The 18331-nt window shown below is 66.6% G+C and carries 16 protein-coding genes; 12 read left to right on the top strand and 4 right to left on the bottom strand.

The genetic code is table 11. The features are described from left to right. Positions 1-118: 118 nt before the first annotated feature. The 9 genes from murC to lpxC all read left to right on the top strand — a co-directional run bounded on the left by murC (position 119) and on the right by lpxC (position 13056). A complete protein-coding gene (murC, locus tag AC1DJ5_RS00230; RefSeq protein ID WP_477019275.1) occupies positions 119-1564 on the top strand; it encodes a UDP-N-acetylmuramate--L-alanine ligase in 1446 nt (481 codons plus the stop codon). A 151-nt stretch (positions 1565-1715) separates the two neighbouring features. Then, the gene (murB, locus tag AC1DJ5_RS00225) at positions 1716-2627 is read left to right on the top strand and encodes a UDP-N-acetylmuramate dehydrogenase (protein WP_477019274.1); all 912 of its coding nucleotides are present in this window, start codon (positions 1716-1718) and stop codon (positions 2625-2627) included. Positions 2628-2714: 87 nt separating this feature from the next. Further along, a complete protein-coding gene (locus AC1DJ5_RS00220) occupies positions 2715-3161 on the top strand; it encodes a hypothetical protein (RefSeq protein WP_477019273.1) in 447 nt (148 codons plus the stop codon). Between the two features lie 160 nt (positions 3162-3321). Continuing rightward, positions 3322-4260 carry a D-alanine--D-alanine ligase gene (locus AC1DJ5_RS00215; protein WP_477019272.1) on the top strand — a complete coding sequence of 313 codons (939 nt, stop codon included), beginning with the start codon at positions 3322-3324 and terminating at the stop codon, positions 4258-4260. After that, a complete protein-coding gene (locus tag AC1DJ5_RS00210; RefSeq protein ID WP_477019271.1) occupies positions 4248-5108 on the top strand; it encodes a cell division protein FtsQ/DivIB in 861 nt (286 codons plus the stop codon). Before AC1DJ5_RS00215 ends, AC1DJ5_RS00210 begins: the two co-directional genes overlap by 13 nt. A gap of 25 nt (positions 5109-5133) precedes the next feature. Next, the gene (gene ftsA / locus AC1DJ5_RS00205) at positions 5134-6459 is read left to right on the top strand and encodes a cell division protein FtsA (protein ID WP_477019270.1); all 1326 of its coding nucleotides are present in this window, start codon (positions 5134-5136) and stop codon (positions 6457-6459) included. Positions 6460-6804: 345 nt separating this feature from the next. Then, positions 6805-10122, top strand: coding sequence for a TonB-dependent receptor domain-containing protein (locus tag AC1DJ5_RS00200; RefSeq protein ID WP_477019269.1), 3318 nt, complete (start codon positions 6805-6807; stop codon positions 10120-10122). Positions 10123-10380: 258 nt separating this feature from the next. Further along, entirely contained in the window at positions 10381-11955 is a 1575-nt protein-coding gene (ftsZ, locus tag AC1DJ5_RS00195; protein WP_441455692.1) for a cell division protein FtsZ, read from the top strand. A gap of 201 nt (positions 11956-12156) precedes the next feature. Beyond that, positions 12157-13056, top strand: a complete 900-nt coding sequence (lpxC, locus tag AC1DJ5_RS00190; protein WP_441455690.1) for a UDP-3-O-acyl-N-acetylglucosamine deacetylase — start codon at positions 12157-12159, stop codon at positions 13054-13056. A gap of 177 nt (positions 13057-13233) precedes the next feature. Here the strand turns inward: lpxC and pgeF are convergent, their stop codons facing one another. The 3 genes from pgeF to lgt are packed head-to-tail and all read right to left on the bottom strand — an operon-like array spanning position 13234 to position 15961. Further along, positions 13234-14004, bottom strand: a complete 771-nt coding sequence (gene pgeF, locus AC1DJ5_RS00185) for a peptidoglycan editing factor PgeF (RefSeq protein ID WP_477019268.1) — start codon at positions 14002-14004, stop codon at positions 13234-13236. A 3-nt stretch (positions 14005-14007) separates the two neighbouring features. After that, positions 14008-15081, bottom strand: coding sequence for a class I SAM-dependent methyltransferase (locus AC1DJ5_RS00180; protein ID WP_477019267.1), 1074 nt, complete (start codon positions 15079-15081; stop codon positions 14008-14010). Between the two features lie 7 nt (positions 15082-15088). Beyond that, positions 15089-15961 carry a prolipoprotein diacylglyceryl transferase gene (gene lgt, locus AC1DJ5_RS00175; protein ID WP_477019266.1) on the bottom strand — a complete coding sequence of 291 codons (873 nt, stop codon included), beginning with the start codon at positions 15959-15961 and terminating at the stop codon, positions 15089-15091. 174 nt (positions 15962-16135) lie between these two features. On the opposite strand from lgt, the gene AC1DJ5_RS00170 reads away from it, so the two are divergent. The 3 genes from AC1DJ5_RS00170 to AC1DJ5_RS00160 all read left to right on the top strand — a co-directional run bounded on the left by AC1DJ5_RS00170 (position 16136) and on the right by AC1DJ5_RS00160 (position 17812). After that, positions 16136-16423: an accessory factor UbiK family protein gene (locus AC1DJ5_RS00170; RefSeq protein ID WP_441455683.1), complete on the top strand. Its 288-nt coding sequence runs from the start codon at positions 16136-16138 to the stop codon at positions 16421-16423. 76 nt (positions 16424-16499) lie between these two features. Then, positions 16500-17003, top strand: coding sequence for a type III secretion system chaperone family protein (locus AC1DJ5_RS00165; RefSeq protein WP_292032930.1), 504 nt, complete (start codon positions 16500-16502; stop codon positions 17001-17003). Further along, a complete protein-coding gene (locus AC1DJ5_RS00160) occupies positions 17003-17812 on the top strand; it encodes a pyrroline-5-carboxylate reductase family protein (protein ID WP_441455681.1) in 810 nt (269 codons plus the stop codon). Before AC1DJ5_RS00165 ends, AC1DJ5_RS00160 begins: the two co-directional genes overlap by 1 nt. Positions 17813-17830: 18 nt before the next feature. Here the strand turns inward: AC1DJ5_RS00160 and AC1DJ5_RS00155 are convergent, their stop codons facing one another. Then, a complete protein-coding gene (locus tag AC1DJ5_RS00155) occupies positions 17831-18322 on the bottom strand; it encodes a hypothetical protein (RefSeq protein WP_441455680.1) in 492 nt (163 codons plus the stop codon). Between the last annotated feature and the right edge of the window lie 9 nt (positions 18323-18331).

Genomic DNA, 18331 nt, shown 5'->3' with positions numbered 1-18331 from the left:
CGCTCATCCCAACCTCTGCGAAACCCTTCATCCGTCGGCCAGCGGCCGCCACCTTCCCTGCAAGGGGAGGAGGAAACAGGGTCGTGCAATCGGGCGCGCGGCTTGCTAATGCGCTGGGATGATCGCACGCCTTCGTCCCGTCCCGTTCGCCCTTGGGCCTGTCCACTTCGTCGGTATCGGCGGCATCGGCATGAGCGGCATCGCCGAGATCATGCTGAAGATCGGCTATCAGGTGCAGGGCTCGGACGCCAAGGCCAGCGCCAACACCGAGCGGCTGGAGCGCCTGGGCGCCCGCATCTACATCGGCCATGACGCGGCGCACGTGACCGAGGGCGTCTCGGCAGTGGTCTATTCGACCGCAGTCAAGGCGACGAACCCGGAACTGGTCGCCGCGCGCGAACGCCGCATTCCTCTGGTCCGCCGGGCCGAGATGCTGGCCGAGCTGATGCGTCTGCAATTCTCGATCGGCGTCGGGGGCACCCACGGCAAAACCACGACGACCTCGATGGTCGCCTGTCTGCTGGATGCTGCGGGCATGGACCCGACGGTGGTCAACGGCGGCATCATCAACGCCTACGGCACCAACGCCAAGGTCGGCGAGGGCGACTGGATCGTGGTCGAGGCCGACGAGAGCGACGGCAGCTTCCTGCGCCTGAAATGCACCGTGGCGATCATCACCAACATCGACCCGGAACACCTGGACCACTACGGCGACTTCGATGCGGTGAAGAAGGCCTTCTGCGACTTCATCGAGGACATTCCCTTCTACGGCTTCGGCGTGGTCTGCCTGGACCATCCGGAAGTGCAGAAGCTGGCGGCCAAGATCGATAACCGCCGCCTGGTCACCTACGGCCTGAACCCGCAGGCCATGGTCCGCGCCGAGAACGTGCAGATGGCGCCTGACGGCGCCCGCTTCGACGTGGTGGTGCAGGGTCAGGGTCTGGCCGCTCTGGACGAGCCGACGCGGATCGAGGGCCTCTATCTGCCCATGGCCGGCTGGCACAACGTCTCCAACTCGCTGGCGGCCATCGCCGTGGCCCGCGAACTGGGCGTGGACGACGACGCCCTGCGCGCCGGTCTGGCCGGCTTCGGCGGGGTCAAGCGGCGCTTCACCACCACGGGCGTGGTCGGCGGCGTGCGCATCATCGACGACTACGGCCACCACCCTGTGGAGATCGCCGCCGTGCTGAAGGCCGCCCGTCAGGTCGTCCAAAACGCCGAGGCCCCGGGGCGCGTCATCGCCGTGGTCCAGCCGCATCGCTACACCCGCCTGCGCGACCTGATGGCCGACTTCTCCACCTGTTTCTCGGATGCCGACAGCGTTCTGGTCGCCGACGTCTATCCGGCGGGCGAGCAGCCGATCGAAGGCGTCGACAAGCATGCTCTGGTCGACGGCATCCGCCGCTATGGCCACCGTCAGGTCGCCGCCCTCGAAAACGCCGCCGTCCTGCCGCGCGTCATCAAGGACGAAGCCAGGCCGGGCGATCTGGTCGTCCTGCTCGGCGCCGGCGACATCACCAGTTGGGCCTACGCCCTGCCGGCGCAGCTTGAAGCCCTCGCCTAGATCATTGGCTCCCGCTCATCCCGGCGGACGCCGGGATCCAGTGAGAGCTTCACGACGCGCCTTTGCCGCCCTACATCGGTCGGAACGCCAAACGGCTGGATGCAGCCAAAGAACTGGATCCCGGCGTCTGCCGGGATGAGCGGATTAATAGATGTCCTGGACTGACACCCTCCCCGCCGTGCGCGGCAAGCTGCTGCTGAACGAGCCGCTGGGGCCCTACACCTGGTTCCGCGTGGGCGGGGCGGCGGACGCCCTGTTCATTCCGGCGGACGCCGAGGATTTGGCCGACTTCCTGAAGGCTCTGCCCGACGCCGTGCCCGTCACCGTCATCGGCGTCGGCTCCAACCTGATCGTGCGCGACGGCGGGGTCGAGGGCGTGGTGATCCGTCTGGCGGGTCGCGCCTTCGCCGCCATCACGACCGAGGGCGAGACCCTGACCGTCGGCGCGGGCGCGCTGGACTCCATGGTGGCCAAGGCCTCGGCCAAGGCGGGCATCGCCGGGCTGGAGTTCTATGCGGGCATTCCGGGCACCATCGGCGGCGCCCTGACCATGAACGCGGGCTGCTACGGCGCGGAAACCAAGGACGTTCTGGTCTCGGCCTGGGGCCTGACCCGTCGGGGGCAGCGCATCGAGTTGGTGCTGGCCGACTTCGGCTACACCTATCGCCATTCCAACGCCCCCGCCGACATCATCTGGATGGAGGCGACCTATCGCGGCGCGCCCGACGCTCCCGAGGCTGTTTCCGCCCGTATCGGCGAGATCACCAGCCGTCGCGAGACGACCCAGCCGATCCGCGAAAAGACCGGCGGCTCGACCTTCAAGAACCCTGAGGGCCATTCGTCGTGGAAGCTGGTCGATGACGCGGGCTGGCGCGGCAAGCTGCACGCCGAGACCGGGGGAGGGGCCAGGTTCAGCGAACTGCACTCCAACTTCATTATCAACCCGGGCGACGCCACCGCCGCCGACATCGAAGCTCTGGGCGAGGCGGTTCGGGCGGATGTCCTGGCCAAGACCGGCGTTCAGCTGGACTGGGAAATCAAGCGGATCGGGCGCTCTCGTTGAGGCGCTAGTGGGGAATGCGCGTTAACTAATTCTGGTCGCCGTCTGAGCCATTGATACTGTCGCTACAGCCTTGCTGAGGGGACAAGTATGACCGACGAGAATGGGCACCGCCATGAAGCAGACGTCAACCTGTTCATCGAGCGGGCTGGGCGCCTAGTCGATGATTGGCACAAGCGAACCATCGTCTGGTTGGCCCTCGCAAATGCAGCTGGCCTAGCTGCTGTTGCGCAGCGCATTGCGTCTAATCCGACAAGAGAAACGTGGCTTGTCCCCTCGGCATGGCTGTTTCTCTTGGGCTTAATTTTGTGTGGCTGGGTTGGCCGCGTTTGGCACATTCATTTTGGTGTTGCAGCCAGCCACCTACTGAATTTTAGAACGAACCCGAGCCTTCCTGTTGATCCGGCAGCCATGCAGCGAATGAAAATGGCGAACCGGATTATGTTGAGCGCCGCCCTATCCTTTCTGGCTGGTGTGCTGCTCCCGCTTATCGGTGTGACGCTTTTGGCCTTTGGGATAAAAATCTGCACGATCTGACCCTCGGTGGAGAAAGCAGCGCGGTCGTGCCTCGATTTTCGCCACCGGGTCGCTGCGCGGCTGCATTCCCGGCTGCGTAAATTCGCCCCCGCTCCGCTATCGTTTCCAGCTGGTTAACCGTATTCAGGCGATAGGGGCGGGCTAGTAGTCGGATCGTCCCATGCGCGCGCCCCTGAACACCCTCCACGTCGCTGTCCTGATGGGCGGCCTGTCGTCGGAACGCGAGGTTTCGCTGTCGTCCGGTCGCGGCTGCGCCGACGCCCTGGAAGGGCAGGCGGCCAAGGTCACGCGCGTCGACGCCGGTCGCGATCTGGCCCAGGTGCTGACGGTCCTGAAACCTGACGTCGTCTTCAACGCCCTGCACGGCGAATGGGGAGAGGACGGTTGCGTCCAGGGCGTGCTGGAAACGCTGAAGATCCCCTACACCCACTCCGGCGTCCTGGCCTCGGCCCTGGCGATGGACAAGGACAAGTCCAAGGCCGTGCTGCGCGCGGCGGGCGTCATCGTTCCTGGCGGCGGTCTGTTCGACCGTATGGCGGTGGCGGCGGACCACGTGATTGCGCCCCCCTATGTCATCAAGCCGAACGCCGAAGGCTCCTCCGTCGGCGTCTATGTCATCCAGCCGGGCGACGCGCCCTGCGCCATCGTCGGCGACGACAGCTGGACCTATGGCGATCTGGTCATGGTCGAGCCCTTCATCGCGGGCAAGGAACTGGCCGTCACGGTTCTGGGCGAGGCCGCCGGCCCGCGCGCCCTGACCGTTACCGACATCACCCCAACCAAGGGCTTCTACGACTACGAAGCCAAATATGCGCCGGGCGGCTCCAAGCACGTCCTGCCCGCCGAAGGCCTGCCCGCCCACGTCTTCGAGGCGGCTTTGCGCCAGTCGGAGCTGGCCCACACGGCCATGGGCTGCCGCGGCGTGTCGCGATCCGACTTCCGTTATGACGATGTTAACGACGTTCTCGTTCTTCTGGAGGTCAACACCCAGCCCGGCATGACGCCGACCTCGCTCAGTCCCGAGCAGGCGGCCTATGTCGGGATGGCGTATCGTGATCTGGTTCGGTGGATGGTGGAGGACGCCTCATGCCCGCGGTAGTGCGTGGCGGTCGGCGACAGGGTTCGACGAAGGGTAAGGGGCCACAAAAGGGCTCCCGTAACGCTCCGGCTACGCCGGGCAAGGTCGCCGCCATCGGTCGGCTGGACCTGTCTCCGCGCGCCGTTGTCATCTCCATCGTGGCGGGCGTCGTGGTGCTGGGCGGGGTCCTGGCCACCGGGGCGCGGGCCGAGCGCATCTCCAATTCGGTTTCCAACCGGTTTGACAGCGTCACCTCCGGCATGGGTCTGAAGGTGAAGAAGGTCCACGTCACCGGCGCCTCGCCCGAGGCCAAGGCGGCGATCCAGCAGGCCGTCGGCGTCAGCGCCGACCAGCCCATCGTCAGCCTGGACCTCAACGCCGTGCGCGACCGGGTTCAGGCTGTGGGCTGGGTCAAGGAGGCGCGCGTGGTGCGTCTGCTGCCCGACACCCTGATCGTCGACGTCAAGGAACACGACCGCCTGGCCGTCTGGCAGATCGCCGGCCAGGCCTATGTCATCGACAGCCGGGGCCAGGTGATCCAGGGCGCCGACGCCGGCCGTTATCCCAGGCTGCCGCTGGTCGTCGGCAAGGGCGCCGATCAGACCGCGTCTGAAATCCTGCCGCTTCTGGCCCAGCGTCCGCGCCTGATGGCGCGCATCGAGGCTCTGGTCCGGGTGGACGAGCGCCGCTGGGACCTGCGCCTCAAGGACGGCAGCCTGATCCAGCTGCCCGCCGTCGATCAGGACTCCGCCCTGATCCGTCTCGACGCCCTGGATCAGCGCGAACGCCTTCTCGACCTGGGCTTCGCCCGGGTCGATCTCCGCACGCCCGAGGAGGTCGCCGTCCGGCCCTCCGAAGGCGCCGTCTGACACGAATACCCAGGACACACGCATCATGGCCGGACGCAGCCGAGACACGAACACGGACCAGACCAAGGGCGCCCCGCGCGCACCGGCCGTGGCCGCGCTCGACCTGGGCCAGTCCAAGGTCGCCTGCTTCATCATGAAGCCCGAGGGCGTGCGCCACGCCGACCGCACCATCCGCGTCGCGGGGGCCAGCCACGTCCAGTCGCGCGGGGTGCGCGGCGGGGCCATCGTCAACATGGACGAGGCCGCCCAGGCTATCGGCCATGCGGTCGAGCGCGCCGAACGCGCCGCCGGCTCGCCCGTCTCCGGCGTCATCGTCACCACGGCCATCGGCCAGATGGCCAGCCACCGGGTCCAGGCCCGCGTCTCGCTGGGCGCCCATCCGATCAGCGACGGCGACCTGGCCCGCGCCATCGGTATGGCCCTGGCCCAGATCCGCCTGCCCAATCGCCGCCCGATCCACGTCTTGCCCATCGCCTGGTCGGTGGACGGGGCGCGCGGCGTCCACGATCCGCGCTCGATGCGCGGCGGCTCGCTGGGGCTGGACCTGCTGGTCGTCTCCATGTCCGAAGGCTCCTTCGGCGCCCTCAGCCACTGCCTCGAACTGGCCCACCTTGACCTGCAAGGCGTGGCCGCCGCCCCCGTCGTCTCCTCGCTCGCCGCGCTGGAAGAGGACGAGATGGAGCTGGGCAGCGTCTGCATCGACATGGGCGGGGGTTCGACCTCGGCGGCCGTATGGGGCGGACGCAGCCTGCTGCATATCGAAAGCCTCAACGTCGGCGGCGATCACGTCACCGCCGACATCGCGCGCGGCCTGTCGACCTCCAAGGTCGGCGCCGAACGCCTGAAAACCTTGCACGGCTCGGCCATGGCGTCGGCGAACGAGGACCGCGAGATGCTGGAGGCTCCGCCGCGCGGCGAGGACCCGTCCGCCGGTCCCGTCATTGTCCCGCGCGCCATGCTCAAGACCGTCATAGCCCCGCGCGTCGAGGAGACGCTGGAGCTGCTGCGCGACCGCCTGAAACACGCCGGCGTCGGCATGGACCCGGGCGCGGGCATCGTCCTGACCGGCGGCGCCAGCCAGCTGAACGGCGTGCGCGAACTGGCCGTGCGCGTGTTCGACCGCCCGGTCCGCCTGGGCAAGCCGCAGCGTGCGCCCCACCTGGCCGACGCGGCCTCCGGCCCGGCCTTCTGCTCGGCCTCGGGCGTCCTGCTGCGCGCCGCCTACGGCCCGCGCGAGGCCGTCTCCGCCCGCAAGCTGATGTCCCGTCAGATCACCGCCGCCGACGCCCCCAAGGTGCACCGCGGCGGCATGGTGGCCCGCGCCGCCGGCTGGCTGCGCGACAACCTCTAGTCGCGACGCGGCTGCACCCCTCGACGAAACTCGCCCTACTACGGTCCTATTTGATCGCACGCCGTCTGGTTGCGAGATGCGCCCAAATGTTTGAGTGCGAAAAATCGTGCATCATTCGTGCAGCTTTTCTCGAAACTGAAGAATGATCTACGCTCAAGGAACGATCATCGGTCATGTATGACCAGACTGTGTCCTCATTGTTACACGTTTGACGCCCTATGGCCTGATTTGGGTCACAAAGCTTGTCCGTGCGGCATTTTCGATTAGACGGGACGATCTGACATGTGGGTCGCCTTGCGTGATTCCGCTGTGCTGCAGTTCAATCAAGGTTGGGGCCAAATACAAATGCACCTGAAGCGCAACTATCTATTCGGGACGACCGTCCTGGCCGGCGTCATCGCCATTTCGGCTCCGGCCTTCGCTCAGACGGCGCCTGCCGCACAGCGCGAAGAGAGCACGACGGTCGATGAAATCGTCGTCACCGGTTCGCGCATCCGTCGCGACCCAACCACCTCCCCGACGCCGCTGATCCAGGTCTCGCGCGAGACGCTGCTGACTACCGGTCAGAACACCATGATCGACTATCTGGCCACGATTCCGGCCCTGTCGAACTCGGTCGTGCCGTCCGACACCACGGGTTCGGGTCTGGGGGATGGTGGTCTGTCGTTCGCCAACCTGCGCTCGCTGGGTTCGGGCCGCACGCTGACGCTAGTTGATGGACGCCGTCACGTCGGCTCCAACGGCGGCACGCTGTCCGTCGATGTCGACGCCATTCCGCGCCTGCTGATCCAGAATGTGGAAATCGTCACCGGCGGCGCCTCCTCGATCTATGGCGCCGACGCTGTGTCGGGCGTGCTGAACTTCGTCCTGCGCAAGGATTTCGAAGGTCTCGAGATCGACGGCAACTACGGCCAGAAGAACCAGGGTGGGCAAAGCAACAAGCGTATCTCCGCGCTGCTCGGCAAGAATTTCTTTGACGACCGCCTGAACCTGTACGGGTTCGCCGAATACGAGAAGCTGGACGAAGTTCGCACCAACCAGGTCGACTGGCTGGCGCGCTCGACCAGCCTGGTGACCACCGACGCGGATACGGTAGCCAATCCCTATGACGGGATTATCGACACCACCCTGTTCAGCAATCTGAGGACGATGCAACGTCTGCGCTGGGGCATTGTCAACCTGGCGAACAACCAGCCCGGCAGCCCCCTCAACGACCCGGATCTCCCGTACAGCAGCTGCGGCACGGTCGGCGCTAACCCGGCTACGGCCAACTACACCAACACCAACTGTACGGCTCTGAACCCCGGATACTCCTACGTCTTTGACGGAACGGGCGCGCGCCTTGCTGATTTCGGCACGCGGGTCGGCACCGGTATTCAACGCGTTCTGAACGTCGGCGGGGACGGTGAGCTGGCCTCGGAGTACGGCCAGTATTCGCAGGTTCCGCGTTCGGAATCGCAGCGCTACCAGGTCGGCTCCCACTACAAGATCACCGATTCGATCAACGCGCACCTTGAAGCCAAGTATGTGACCGAGAAGACCTTCGACGAAGGTCAGCCGACCTTCTTCGACATCTTCATCTCGGACCGTGCTGCCGCGACCTCGATCTCGCAGATCCGGGGCAGCAGCGCCTATGATATCCGCCTCAGCGACAACGCCTATATGCCGGCGAACCTGAAGACGGCGATCCAGAACAACCGGATCAACATCTACAGCCAGCCGACGGCGGACCTGCCGGGGCAACTGCTCGGCACGGCTGCTGCTCCCTATGCCCGCTCGGCGCTGCGCGGTCCTGACCGTAGCCAGTTGAACACCCGCGATCTGTGGCGCGGCGTCATCTCGTTCGACGGTAATCATGATCGCGTCGGCTTCGTGAAGAACGTCTCGTGGGACATCGGCTACACCTATGGTCAGGTCGAGGTCGTCAACCGTGAGAACGGCGTCGATGTCGAGCGCATGGCATTCGCGTCGGACGCGGTCGTGGATACCGCTGGCATCGTCGCTGGCCGCGCAGGCCAGATCGTTTGCCGCGCGCAACTGCTCCAGGCCCAAGGACGTCCGATTACGGACTACATCCGCGGCGGCGACGTGCGCGATTCGGCCGTCGGCAAGGCGGCGATCAATGAGTGCCAGCCGCTGAACATCTTCGGCGCCGGCAACCAAAGCGCCGAGGCTCTGAAGTACCTCTACGCCGAAGTCGGCGTGACGGAACGGAACGAGCAGGAGCAAGCCCTGGCTTCGGTCTCCGGCCAGCTGTGGGACTTCTGGGGCGCCGGCGCTCTGGGCATCGCCGTGGGCGCGGAATATCGTCGCGAGTACACGGAAGCCACGGGACGCGATCGCGAAACTGGCGACCGCTTCCTGTTCCTGAACACCGGCGCTGACATGCCGGGCGTCCAGTACGAGTCGAACGAAGTGTTCGCTGAGCTGTCGGTGCCGCTGTTCCGCGACAACTTCCTCGGTGAGTACGCTGAGCTGAGCGGCTCGTACCGCTACTTCGACTACACCACGACCGGTTCGGGCGACGTCTACGGCGTCAACCTGATCTATCGTCCGATCCAGGACATCACGTTCAAGACCAGCTTCAACACCTCGCTGCGCTCGCCGAACCTCTTCGAAAGCTTCCGGCCGTATAGCCAGACCTTCACCTTCTTCGGTTCGGGCGATCCCTGCACCACGGCCAACATCAACGCGGCGGCCAACGTTCAGTATCGCGATAACCGAATCAAAAACTGTACCGCTCTGGCGGCTCAGCAAGGCCTGACCTTCGACTTCGCCGGCGCCACGCCGACGAACACCGATGACTTTGGTCTGCTCTACAGCACGTCCAGCATCGCTGGCGTGAGCGGCGGCAACCCCTTCCTCAAGCCGGAAGAGTCGGAAAGCTTCACCTTCTCGACGGTGCTGCAACCGCGCTTCATCCCGAACTTCAGCCTGGTGCTCGACTACTTTGAAATCGAGCTGACGAACGTCATCGCGGCGGTCACGTCGACGGTTGCGGCAGAGAACTGCGTCAACGGCTCGACCCTGAACACGGCGGCTTGCGCCACCGTCTTCCGCAACAACCCGAACGTGCCGTTTGGTGTCGGCGCCCCGACCGGCGACCCGATCGGGGGTTACATCCAGGGTTCGATCAACTATGCCAAGCGCTCCACGCGCGGCCTGGACTTCAACGCCCGCTACTCGATGGATCTGGAGGAAACTCTGGGCCTTCAGCTGGGCCGCCTGAATTACAGCCTGAACGGCACCTGGCTGATCGAGCAGAAGAACTTCAACAACGCCCAAAACCCGAACGACTACACGGAATCGGCAAGTCTATTGACCTATCCGCGGGTTCGTATGACGTCTTCGCTGACCTGGACGCCGAACGACAAGTGGAGTGTGAATTGGTCGATGGACTGGCAGACCGCTCAGAACATCACTTTTGCTCGCACCTTGGTCAACAACGCCGACTCGCGCCTGCCCCAGTACATGGACACGGGTAACTTCGCCCGTCACGACTTTACGGTGCGCTGGAACGTTCGTGAGGACCTGTCGGTTCGCGCCGGCGTGGTCAACGCCTTCGACGCCGAGCCGGCGCCGCAGCTCGGATTTACCCTGTATCCGAACTTCGACCCCTACGGCACGCGCTACTTCATCGGCCTGAACTACCGTCCCTGGTAAGTTCGGTTCGATCTGAAACGGAAAGGGCGGCTCGCAAGAGCCGCCCTTTTTCCTTTTGGACGCCAACAGCCTAAAAAATGAAGGAAATCTGCGGCCAAGCTGCGGAAGCGGGCTGTCAAATCAGCCGACTCATATTACCGGAGTAACTCTTCGTTAACGCAGACAGGGTTTTGCTTAACGCGCTCATAACCAATGCGATTCGGCGGGGATTTCGCACTGGGGTTAACGGGCAAGGGTCGGAAGGTCGGAACAACAATCATGTCTCTCTCGCTGGTGAAGCCGCAACACACGGAACTGAAGCCCCGGATCGTCGTCTTCGGCGTCGGCGGCGCGGGCGGAAACGCCGTGAACAACATGATCGACGCCGGCCTTGAAGGGGTCGAGTTCGTCGTCGCCAACACCGACGCCCAGCACCTCAGCTTCGCCAAGACCGACCGCCGCATCCAGTTGGGCGAGACCATCACCCAGGGCCTCGGCGCCGGCGCCCACCCCGAAGTCGGCATGAACGCCGCCGAGGAGAGCGCTGACGAAATCCACGCGCACCTGGACGGCGCGCACATGGTCTTCATCACCTGCGGCATGGGCGGCGGCACCGGCACCGGCGCGGCCCCGGTCATCGCCAAGTGCGCTCGTGACCGCGGCATCCTGACCGTCGGCGTCGTCACCAAGCCCTTCACCTTCGAAGGCCGTCACCGCATGCGTCTGGCGGACTCGGGCGTCGCCGAGCTGCAACGCTACGTCGACACCCTGATCGTCATTCCGAACCAGAACCTGTTCCGCGTCGCCAACGAGCGCACCACCTTCGCCGACGCCTTCGGCATGGCCGACCAGGTGCTGCACTCGGGCGTGCGTTCGATCACCGACCTGATGATCCTGCCCGGCCTGATCAACCTCGACTTCGCCGACGTGCGCGCCGTCATGTCCGAAATGGGCAAGGCGATGATGGGCACGGGCGAGGCCACGGGCGACGACCGCGCCCTGCTGGCGGCTCAGAACGCCATTGCCAACCCGCTGCTGGACGAGACCAGCCTCAAGGGCGCCAAGGCCGTGCTGGTGAACATCACCGGCGGTCTGGACATGACCCTGCTGGAAGTGGACGAGGCCGCCAACGCCATCGCCGCCGAAGTGGACGGCGACGCCAACATCATCTTCGGCGCCGCCTTCGACCCCGCTCTGGACGGCAAGATCCGCGTCTCGGTCGTCGCCACCGGCATGGACGAGGCCGTCATCCAGAAGATCGAGCCGCAAGGTTCGGCCTTCTCGGACCGTCGCCCGACCACCCACGCCGCCGCGCCGCGCCAGCCCGAAGTCCGCATCGAGCCGGTGCGCGAACCGGTCCGCGCGCCCGAGCCGGCCTCCGCCTATGAAGCCTCGGCCGCCCGTGCGCCCGAGCCGCGCCCTGAGCCGGTGATCCACGACGCGCCCCGCAATCTGGAGCCGATCGTCGACCCCTGGGTCGAGGAATACGAATCCGGCGCCGTCCGCGCCCAGCCTGTCGCCGCCTCGCAAGGCGACCTCTATTTCGATCGCGGCCAGCCGCAACAGCCGCAAGCCCGTCCGGCCCCGCGCCGCGAAGAGCAGCAGCCGGTCGCCGAAGAAGAATACTACGACGACCGTGATCATCGTCGCAGCGGCTGGAGCCTGTTCGGCAAGAAGCGCCAGCAGCCGCAACAGCAGCAGCAGCCGTCCTATGCGCCGCAGCCGTCGTCGAACCGCACGACCCAGCAACTGCGTCAGTCCCAGTCGGCCCAGCCGACGCAGGACTATCAGGCAGGTCACGCCGAAGACGACGACCTCGAGATTCCGTCCTTCCTTCGCCGCCTGGCGAACTGAGCGGAAGAGACGCTGATCGAACGCCCCGGAGCCAGGCTCCGGGGCGTTTTTCTTTGTTTCAGCCATGAAACTGGGTCGCGCCGGACCGAAACAATCCGAAACCCATCTTTCATTTCGTGCTTGAGCGGTCGTGGGTAAACGACAGGTGAGGCGAACTCCGCACGTCAGAGGCGGGGGCGCGCAGCCCAGAGAGTTTCCAGCTTGCCGGTCCGTCACGACCATCACGAACAGACCATCGTCGCCCCGGCCATCTGCGCCGGCGTCGGCGTCCATACTGGCCAGCGCGTCAAGCTGGTCGTGCGCCCGGCCGCGCCCGGTGCAGGCATCGTCTTCGTCCGCACCGACGTGACCGACCGCGACAATCGCATCCCTGTCTCGGGCGAGGCCGTCGTCGACGCGCGCCTGAACACGATGATCGAGAATGCGGCGGGCGTGCGCCTGTCGACCATCGAGCATCTGATGGCCGCGCTGTGCGCGCTGGGCGTGTCCAACGCCGTGATCGAGGTCGACGGTCCCGAGCTGCCGATCCTGGACGGTTCGGCTCTTCAGTTCGTGCAACTGCTGGACCGCGCCGGCTTCCGCCGTCAGGAAGCCCCCATCCGCTATATCGAGATCCTGAAACCGATCCGGGTGGAGGAGGGCGACAAGTCCGCCGTCCTGCTGCCCTGCGACCGCTATGAGATGCGCTTCGAGATCGACTTCCCGACGCCGGTCATCGGCAATCAGGTGGTGGACTTCGTCGTGGACGAGGCGACCTTCCGCTCGGATATCATGGCCGCCCGCACCTTCGGTTTCGCCCATGAGGTCGAGGCCCTGCGTCAGGCCGGTCTGGCCCGCGGCGGTTCGCTGGAAAACGCCGTGGTCATCGACGGCGACGAGATCCTGAACCCCGGCGGCCTGCGCATGGAAGGCGAGTTCGTGCGCCACAAGGCCCTGGACGCCATCGGCGACCTCTACGTCCTGGGCGCGCCCCTGCTGGGCCGCTACGAAGGCGTCAAGGCGGGCCACGCCCTGAACAACAAGCTGGTCCGCGCCCTGCTGGCCCAGCCCGACGCCTGGCGCGAAACGACACGCGTCTTCGACCTGGCGATGGCGGGCTGAACCAAGCCTTCCTTCTCCCCTTGAGGGAGAAGGTGTCGTGCGCAGCATGACGAGGGGTGTCGGCGGCGCCCTTCGATGCTCAGGCCCGGCTTCAGTGCTTTTCGTACTCGATCATCGCGCTCACACCCCTCATCCGAGCGCCTTCGGCGCCCACCTTCTCCCTCAAGGGGAGAAGGATCAGGTGAGCGTGATCGCGCTCATCAACCGCCCGAAGTCCGGCTCTCCCGCCAGAAACGCCCGACGGTTCGAATAGAACCGCGCCGCGTCCGCGCGCGTGTCCTCGCCGGTCCAGGCGGCCTCGCCGACGCCGGATTGCTCCAGTCGCCACAGAACAAAGCCGGGCAGGTCGAACAGGCGTTTGTCGGGCGCAGGCCCGAGGGCGAAGAAGCGTTCGCTGCCGGGGTCGTGGTGGGCGAACCGCTCCTGATAGTCCGCGCCGACTTCATAGGAGCCTTGGGCGATGCAGGGGCCGACCACGGCGACCATGCGTGCAGGGCTCGCGCCCAGGGCCTCCATGGACGCGACGGTCGAGTGGATGATCCCGCCCAGCGCGCCCTTCCAGCCCGCGTGGGCCGCGCCGACCACGCCGGCCTCGGCGTCGGCCAGCAGCACCGGCGCGCAGTCGGCGGTCAGGACGGCGCAGATCGGACCGCGCACGGCCGTGACCACGGCGTCGCCTTCGGGGCGCTCGCCCTTCCAGCCGGCGTCGGTCACGCGGGCGACGGCGGAGTGGATCTGATAGCAGCCGCACAGGTCGTCGGCGCCGCCGCCCATCCATTCGGCCACGCGACGGCGGTTCTCGGCCACGCGCGCCGGATCGTCGTTGGAGCCGACGCCTGTGTTCAGCCCGGCGTAGAGGCCTTCCGACACGCCGCCCTCGCGGGTGAAGAAGCCATGGCGCACCCCGGCCTTGTCCAGCAGAGGATGGGTAATGGGCTTCAAGCTCATCCTTCAAATCCCGGGCAAAGCCAGCGAGCGGGGCGAGAAGATCGCCGCCGCCTTGAACAACTCGCCCATCTGGTCCGGCGCGGTCAGCCGGTCCAACTGGCGCTGGATGACCGGCGCGGCGTCGGGGCGCGCCTGCATCAACCGCTGGGCGCGGGCTTCGATCCCCAGGGCCTTGAGGAAGGCGCCCTGGCCGACGCAGCCGGTCACGTCGGCGCCGCTGCGCACGGCCGCCTCCAGCACCAGCGGATAGTCGGCCCATTGCGTCAGGTCGGCTTCGCCCGGAGTCTCTAGCGGATCGACCTTCTGGTGCCGTCGCAGGGCCTGCAGGGTGTCGCCCGCGCCGGGTCTGCTGCGGCCATAGTCGATCAGCAGGGCTGCGCCCGAGGCTGTCTTGACCAGGGTCGCCAGATCGCGGGCGAAGGCGGCTTGCTGTTCCGAAATCTCGACGACCTGGCCCGGCTCCACGTCATACTCGGGCCGCTCGAAACCGCCGGAAATGGCGACCAGGCCGAAGGTCAGCTCATTATCGTCGGTGACGCCGATGCGGCGCTCGGCCCAGCCGCCCTCGGTCTTCATGAACTGGCGGGCGGGCAGGCAGTCCAGCACCTCGTTGGCGATCAGGATGACCGGGGCGTCGGTCTCGATCTGATGCAGGGCGCTGAGCCAGCGGGGATGGACGTCCGCGTCGGCCAGCCGCCGCGCCTGCTCGGCCCGCAGCGGCGCGCTCGGCTCGATCAGGATCAGGTCCACGGCCTCGAGAAAGCCGGGAACCAGCCGGGCGGCGCGCAACATGTCGGACATCAGCGTCCCGTCGCCGGGTCCGACCTCGACCAGCCGCACCCGCTCGGGCGCGCCGAGGCGGCTCCAGACCTCGATGGCCCACAGGCCGATCAGTTCGCCGAACATCTGGCTGACCAGAGGGGCGGTGATGAAGTCGCCGCCTTCCCCCAGCGCGGGGCGGGTGGCGTAGTAGCCGCCCTTGGGGTCGTGCAGGCAGCGGGTGACATAGTCCGCCACCGTCATCGGCCCGGTCAGCACGATCTCGCGGACCAGCCGGTCCTTGAGGGTCTCCGCCATGATGGTCTTATGCCTCCGCGACGACCGGCTTCTTCAGCGCTCGCCAGATCAGCCAGACGCCGACCAGCATCATCGGCGTCGACAGGATCATGCCCATGGTCAGGCCCAGCGGCAGATGCTCCAGACCGGCGTCGGGCTGGCGCACGTTCTCCAGCGCAGCGCGGCAGACGCCGTAGCCCAGCAGGAAGAGGCCGGTGACGAAGCCTGGACGCTTCAGCATCCGCCATTTCCACACGGCCAGCGACAGGATGACCAGCAGTAGCAGGCCTTCCAGCCCGGCTTCATACAGCTGGCTGGGGTGGCGCGGTTCGTTACCGGCGGGGCAGAAGCCGTACATCTGTTCGATGCGGGCGTTGCAGAAGCGGATGGCCCAGGGAACCGTCGTCTCGCGGCCCCACAGCTCGCCGTTGATGAAGTTGGCGATGCGGCCGAAGAAGAGGCCGAGCGGCGCGACCGGGGCGATCAGGTCGCCCAGGCTCAGCGGATTGATCTTCTGGCGGTTGGCGTAAAGCGTCAGCGCGACGACGACGCCCAGGAAGCCGCCGTGGAAGCTCATGCCCCCGGTCCACAGCTGCAGCAGCTCCAGCCGCTCGCCCAGGTTCTGACCCGTGAACAACTGGGCGAACATGGCCGGCTTGTAGAAGAGGGCGTAGCCCAGACGCCCGCCCAGGATGACGCCGAACGTGATCCACAGCACCAGGTCGTCCAACTGCGGCCCCGTCACCGGCGGCCTGCCCGGCGACCACAGCCGCTCCGTCTTGGCCAGACGCGAGGCGTACCACCAGCCCAGCACGATCCCGGCGACATAGGCCAGGGCGTACCAGCGGATGGGCAGGGGGCCGAGATGGATCAGGACAGGGTCGAATTCGGGGAAGGGCACAGGGCCTCCGTCAGCGCCGTTTTGAACCCTTCGTCGTCTAGCAAGCGAGACTGCATTCGTCGCGCGCTTTTCCAGCGAAGCAGTTTATAGCCGGTTCGGACGGAAAGGTTTCGTTCACCCAATTTACGACGCCATTAACCATATACTGGTGTGGCAGAGACGCGAGATTTCATCATGCAGACGCGCAATCCGATCCTCGACGAGTTCGCCAAGCTGACCACGGGCGCCATGGGCCTGGCCCAGGCGGCCGGCGACGAGGCCAAGGCCGCCTGGCGCGCCCAGACCGACCGCTTCGTGGCCGAGATGGATTTGGTCCGTCGCGATGAGTTCGATGTGCTGAAGGACGAGATCGCCGCCCTTCGCGCCGAAATCGCCGAGCTTAAGGCTCAGAAAACGCCCGGGAAAAACTCTTCGGCCGGAACGTCCACAGGCGCGGCGCCCGACGCCGACACAGCCGGTTGAGCCGAATCTCCGAACACGTTTACCGTTCGTTTGCAGGTCGTGAGTCGCGGCCCCCGAGTAAGAATGTGAATCCCTGATGGATGCAGCCCGACCCGAAGAGGTCGACGTTCCCTACGACCCCCTGGATGTCGTGGAGCATGTCCTCAACGCGGAGAACCTGCCGTTCGACCGCACGGACGACGGCGACCTCGCCTTCGCCCTGGCCGGCGATTGGAAGGACTATGAGCTGTGGTTCGCCTGGCGGCCCGAGGGCGACTGCCTTCAGCTGTGCTGCGCCCTGGACCTGCGGGTCATGAAGACGCGCCGCGCCGCCGCCTATGAACTGGTGTCGATGATCAACCAGCGCACCTGGCTGGGCCATTTCGAGGTCTGGCCGGACGAGGGCGAGATCGTCTTCCGTCATTCGCTGGCCCTGCCGCACAGCGAGCGCCCGACCCTGGCCCAGGCCGCGTCCATGATCGACGCCGCCATCGAGGCCGCCGACCGCTACTATCCTGCCTTCGACTTCATGGTGCGCGGCTCCAAGAAGGCGCAGGAGGCCATCGACGCCTGCCTGTTCGAGACCGTCGGCACCGCCTGATGAGCAAAGTCGGGAAGATCGGGCCGGTCGTCCTGCAAGGCGTGGGGCGGCTGGGCTCGGCCATCCTTGAAGGTTGGCTCAAGACCGGCGCCGTCGATCCCGCCGACCTGATCATCCTGACGCCCTCCGAAAAGCCCGCTGCCGAAGCGGCGCGGGCTTTGGGCGCGCGGATCAATCCGCCGCTGGAGGCCCTGGCCGAGGCCCGCGCCTTCGTCATCGGGGTCAAACCCGCCAAATGGTTCGAGGCCTCGCGCCCGATCCTGCCGCATCTGGCCCCCGACGCCGTCATCGTCTCGGTCATGGCCGGGGTGAAGGGCGAGACCATTTCCGCGGGCTTCGGCGGCCGTTCTGTGGTCCGCATCATGCCGACGACGGGCGTGGCCCAGGCTCAGGGGGTGGCGACCATCTGGGCCGCCCACGACGCGGCCCGCGCCGTGGGCGAGGCCCTGTTCGCGCCCATCGCCGAGACCGTCCATCTGGACGAGGAAGCCGTCATGCACGCCGCGACCGCCGTGTCCGGCTGCGGGCCCGCCTATTTCTTCGCCTTCACCCGCGCCCTGGCCCAGGCCGGGATCGAGGAAGGCCTGTCCCCCGAGGCCGCCGTGCGGTTGGCCCGCGCCACCCTGCGGTCCGCCGCGGCGGGCGTCGAGGGGACCGAGGCGCTGGACGCCCTGATCGACCGCGTGGCCTCGCCCGGCGGGGTGACGCAGGCCGGTCTGGTGGCCCTGAACGCAAACGGCGCCCTCGACCGGGCGGTCGAGAGCGCCGTTCAGGCGGCTGTGGCCAAGTCGACCGAGCTCAGCGGCTGATCGTCAGCGCCTCACTCCTCAGCGTTTGACGTAGCGTCCGTCGGCCAGGTTGCGCGCCAGCCGGTCATAGGCCGTGTGCGCGTCCTGCCAGGTGGTGAAGCCCTGAACCTCGGCCAGGGTGTTGGAATAATAGTCATACTTGACCGGCTGCACCTCGCCGTTGGCCATGGTGACGGCGCCTTCGACTGCGGCCCCGCCGATCGAGATGCTGCGCATGGCGTCCAGACCGGGCTTGTCCACCAGTTGCTGCATGGTCGGCCGGTTCGGCTTGAGGTCGGTGATGACCAGTTCGATCCGGGCGCCGTCCAGCGCGTGACGCGCGGTCAGGGTGCGCTCGATGGTCCGGGTCAGATCCTCGACCTGTTGCTGCACGTCGCGCTGGCCCAGTTCCTGAACCTGTTTGGCCATGTCGGGACTGACGGTGACGACGACGGCGGAGGGTTGGGCGGCGGCCGCGCCGGCGAGAGCCGCGACGGCGGCGAGCGGTGCGAGGAATGCGAAATTACGCATCATACGGAC

Source organism: Brevundimonas sp. 01N35 (genome assembly GCF_056399785.1).
The sequence above is the reverse complement of the archived record's forward strand: the minus strand, read 5'-3'. Positions and strand labels throughout refer to the sequence as shown.

Bases quoted from the DNA above. Each gene is read 5' to 3' on its own strand.
- murC (WP_477019275.1), top strand. From the start codon at position 119: ATGATCGCACGCCTTCGTCCCGTCCCGTTCGCCCTTGGGCCTGTCCAC.
- murB (WP_477019274.1), top strand. From the start codon at position 1,716: ATGTCCTGGACTGACACCCTCCCCGCCGTGCGCGGCAAGCTGCTGCTG.
- AC1DJ5_RS00220 (WP_477019273.1), top strand. From the start codon at position 2,715: ATGACCGACGAGAATGGGCACCGCCATGAAGCAGACGTCAACCTGTTC.
- AC1DJ5_RS00215 (WP_477019272.1), top strand. From the start codon at position 3,322: ATGCGCGCGCCCCTGAACACCCTCCACGTCGCTGTCCTGATGGGCGGC.
- AC1DJ5_RS00210 (WP_477019271.1), top strand. From the start codon at position 4,248: ATGCCCGCGGTAGTGCGTGGCGGTCGGCGACAGGGTTCGACGAAGGGT.
- ftsA (WP_477019270.1), top strand. From the start codon at position 5,134: ATGGCCGGACGCAGCCGAGACACGAACACGGACCAGACCAAGGGCGCC.
- AC1DJ5_RS00200 (WP_477019269.1), top strand. From the start codon at position 6,805: ATGCACCTGAAGCGCAACTATCTATTCGGGACGACCGTCCTGGCCGGC.
- ftsZ (WP_441455692.1), top strand. From the start codon at position 10,381: ATGTCTCTCTCGCTGGTGAAGCCGCAACACACGGAACTGAAGCCCCGG.
- pgeF (WP_477019268.1), bottom strand. From the start codon at position 14,004: ATGAGCTTGAAGCCCATTACCCATCCTCTGCTGGACAAGGCCGGGGTG.
- AC1DJ5_RS00180 (WP_477019267.1), bottom strand. From the start codon at position 15,081: ATGGCGGAGACCCTCAAGGACCGGCTGGTCCGCGAGATCGTGCTGACC.
- AC1DJ5_RS00170 (WP_441455683.1), top strand. From the start codon at position 16,136: ATGCAGACGCGCAATCCGATCCTCGACGAGTTCGCCAAGCTGACCACG.
- AC1DJ5_RS00165 (WP_292032930.1), top strand. From the start codon at position 16,500: ATGGATGCAGCCCGACCCGAAGAGGTCGACGTTCCCTACGACCCCCTG.
- AC1DJ5_RS00160 (WP_441455681.1), top strand. From the start codon at position 17,003: ATGAGCAAAGTCGGGAAGATCGGGCCGGTCGTCCTGCAAGGCGTGGGG.
- AC1DJ5_RS00155 (WP_441455680.1), bottom strand. From the start codon at position 18,322: ATGCGTAATTTCGCATTCCTCGCACCGCTCGCCGCCGTCGCGGCTCTC.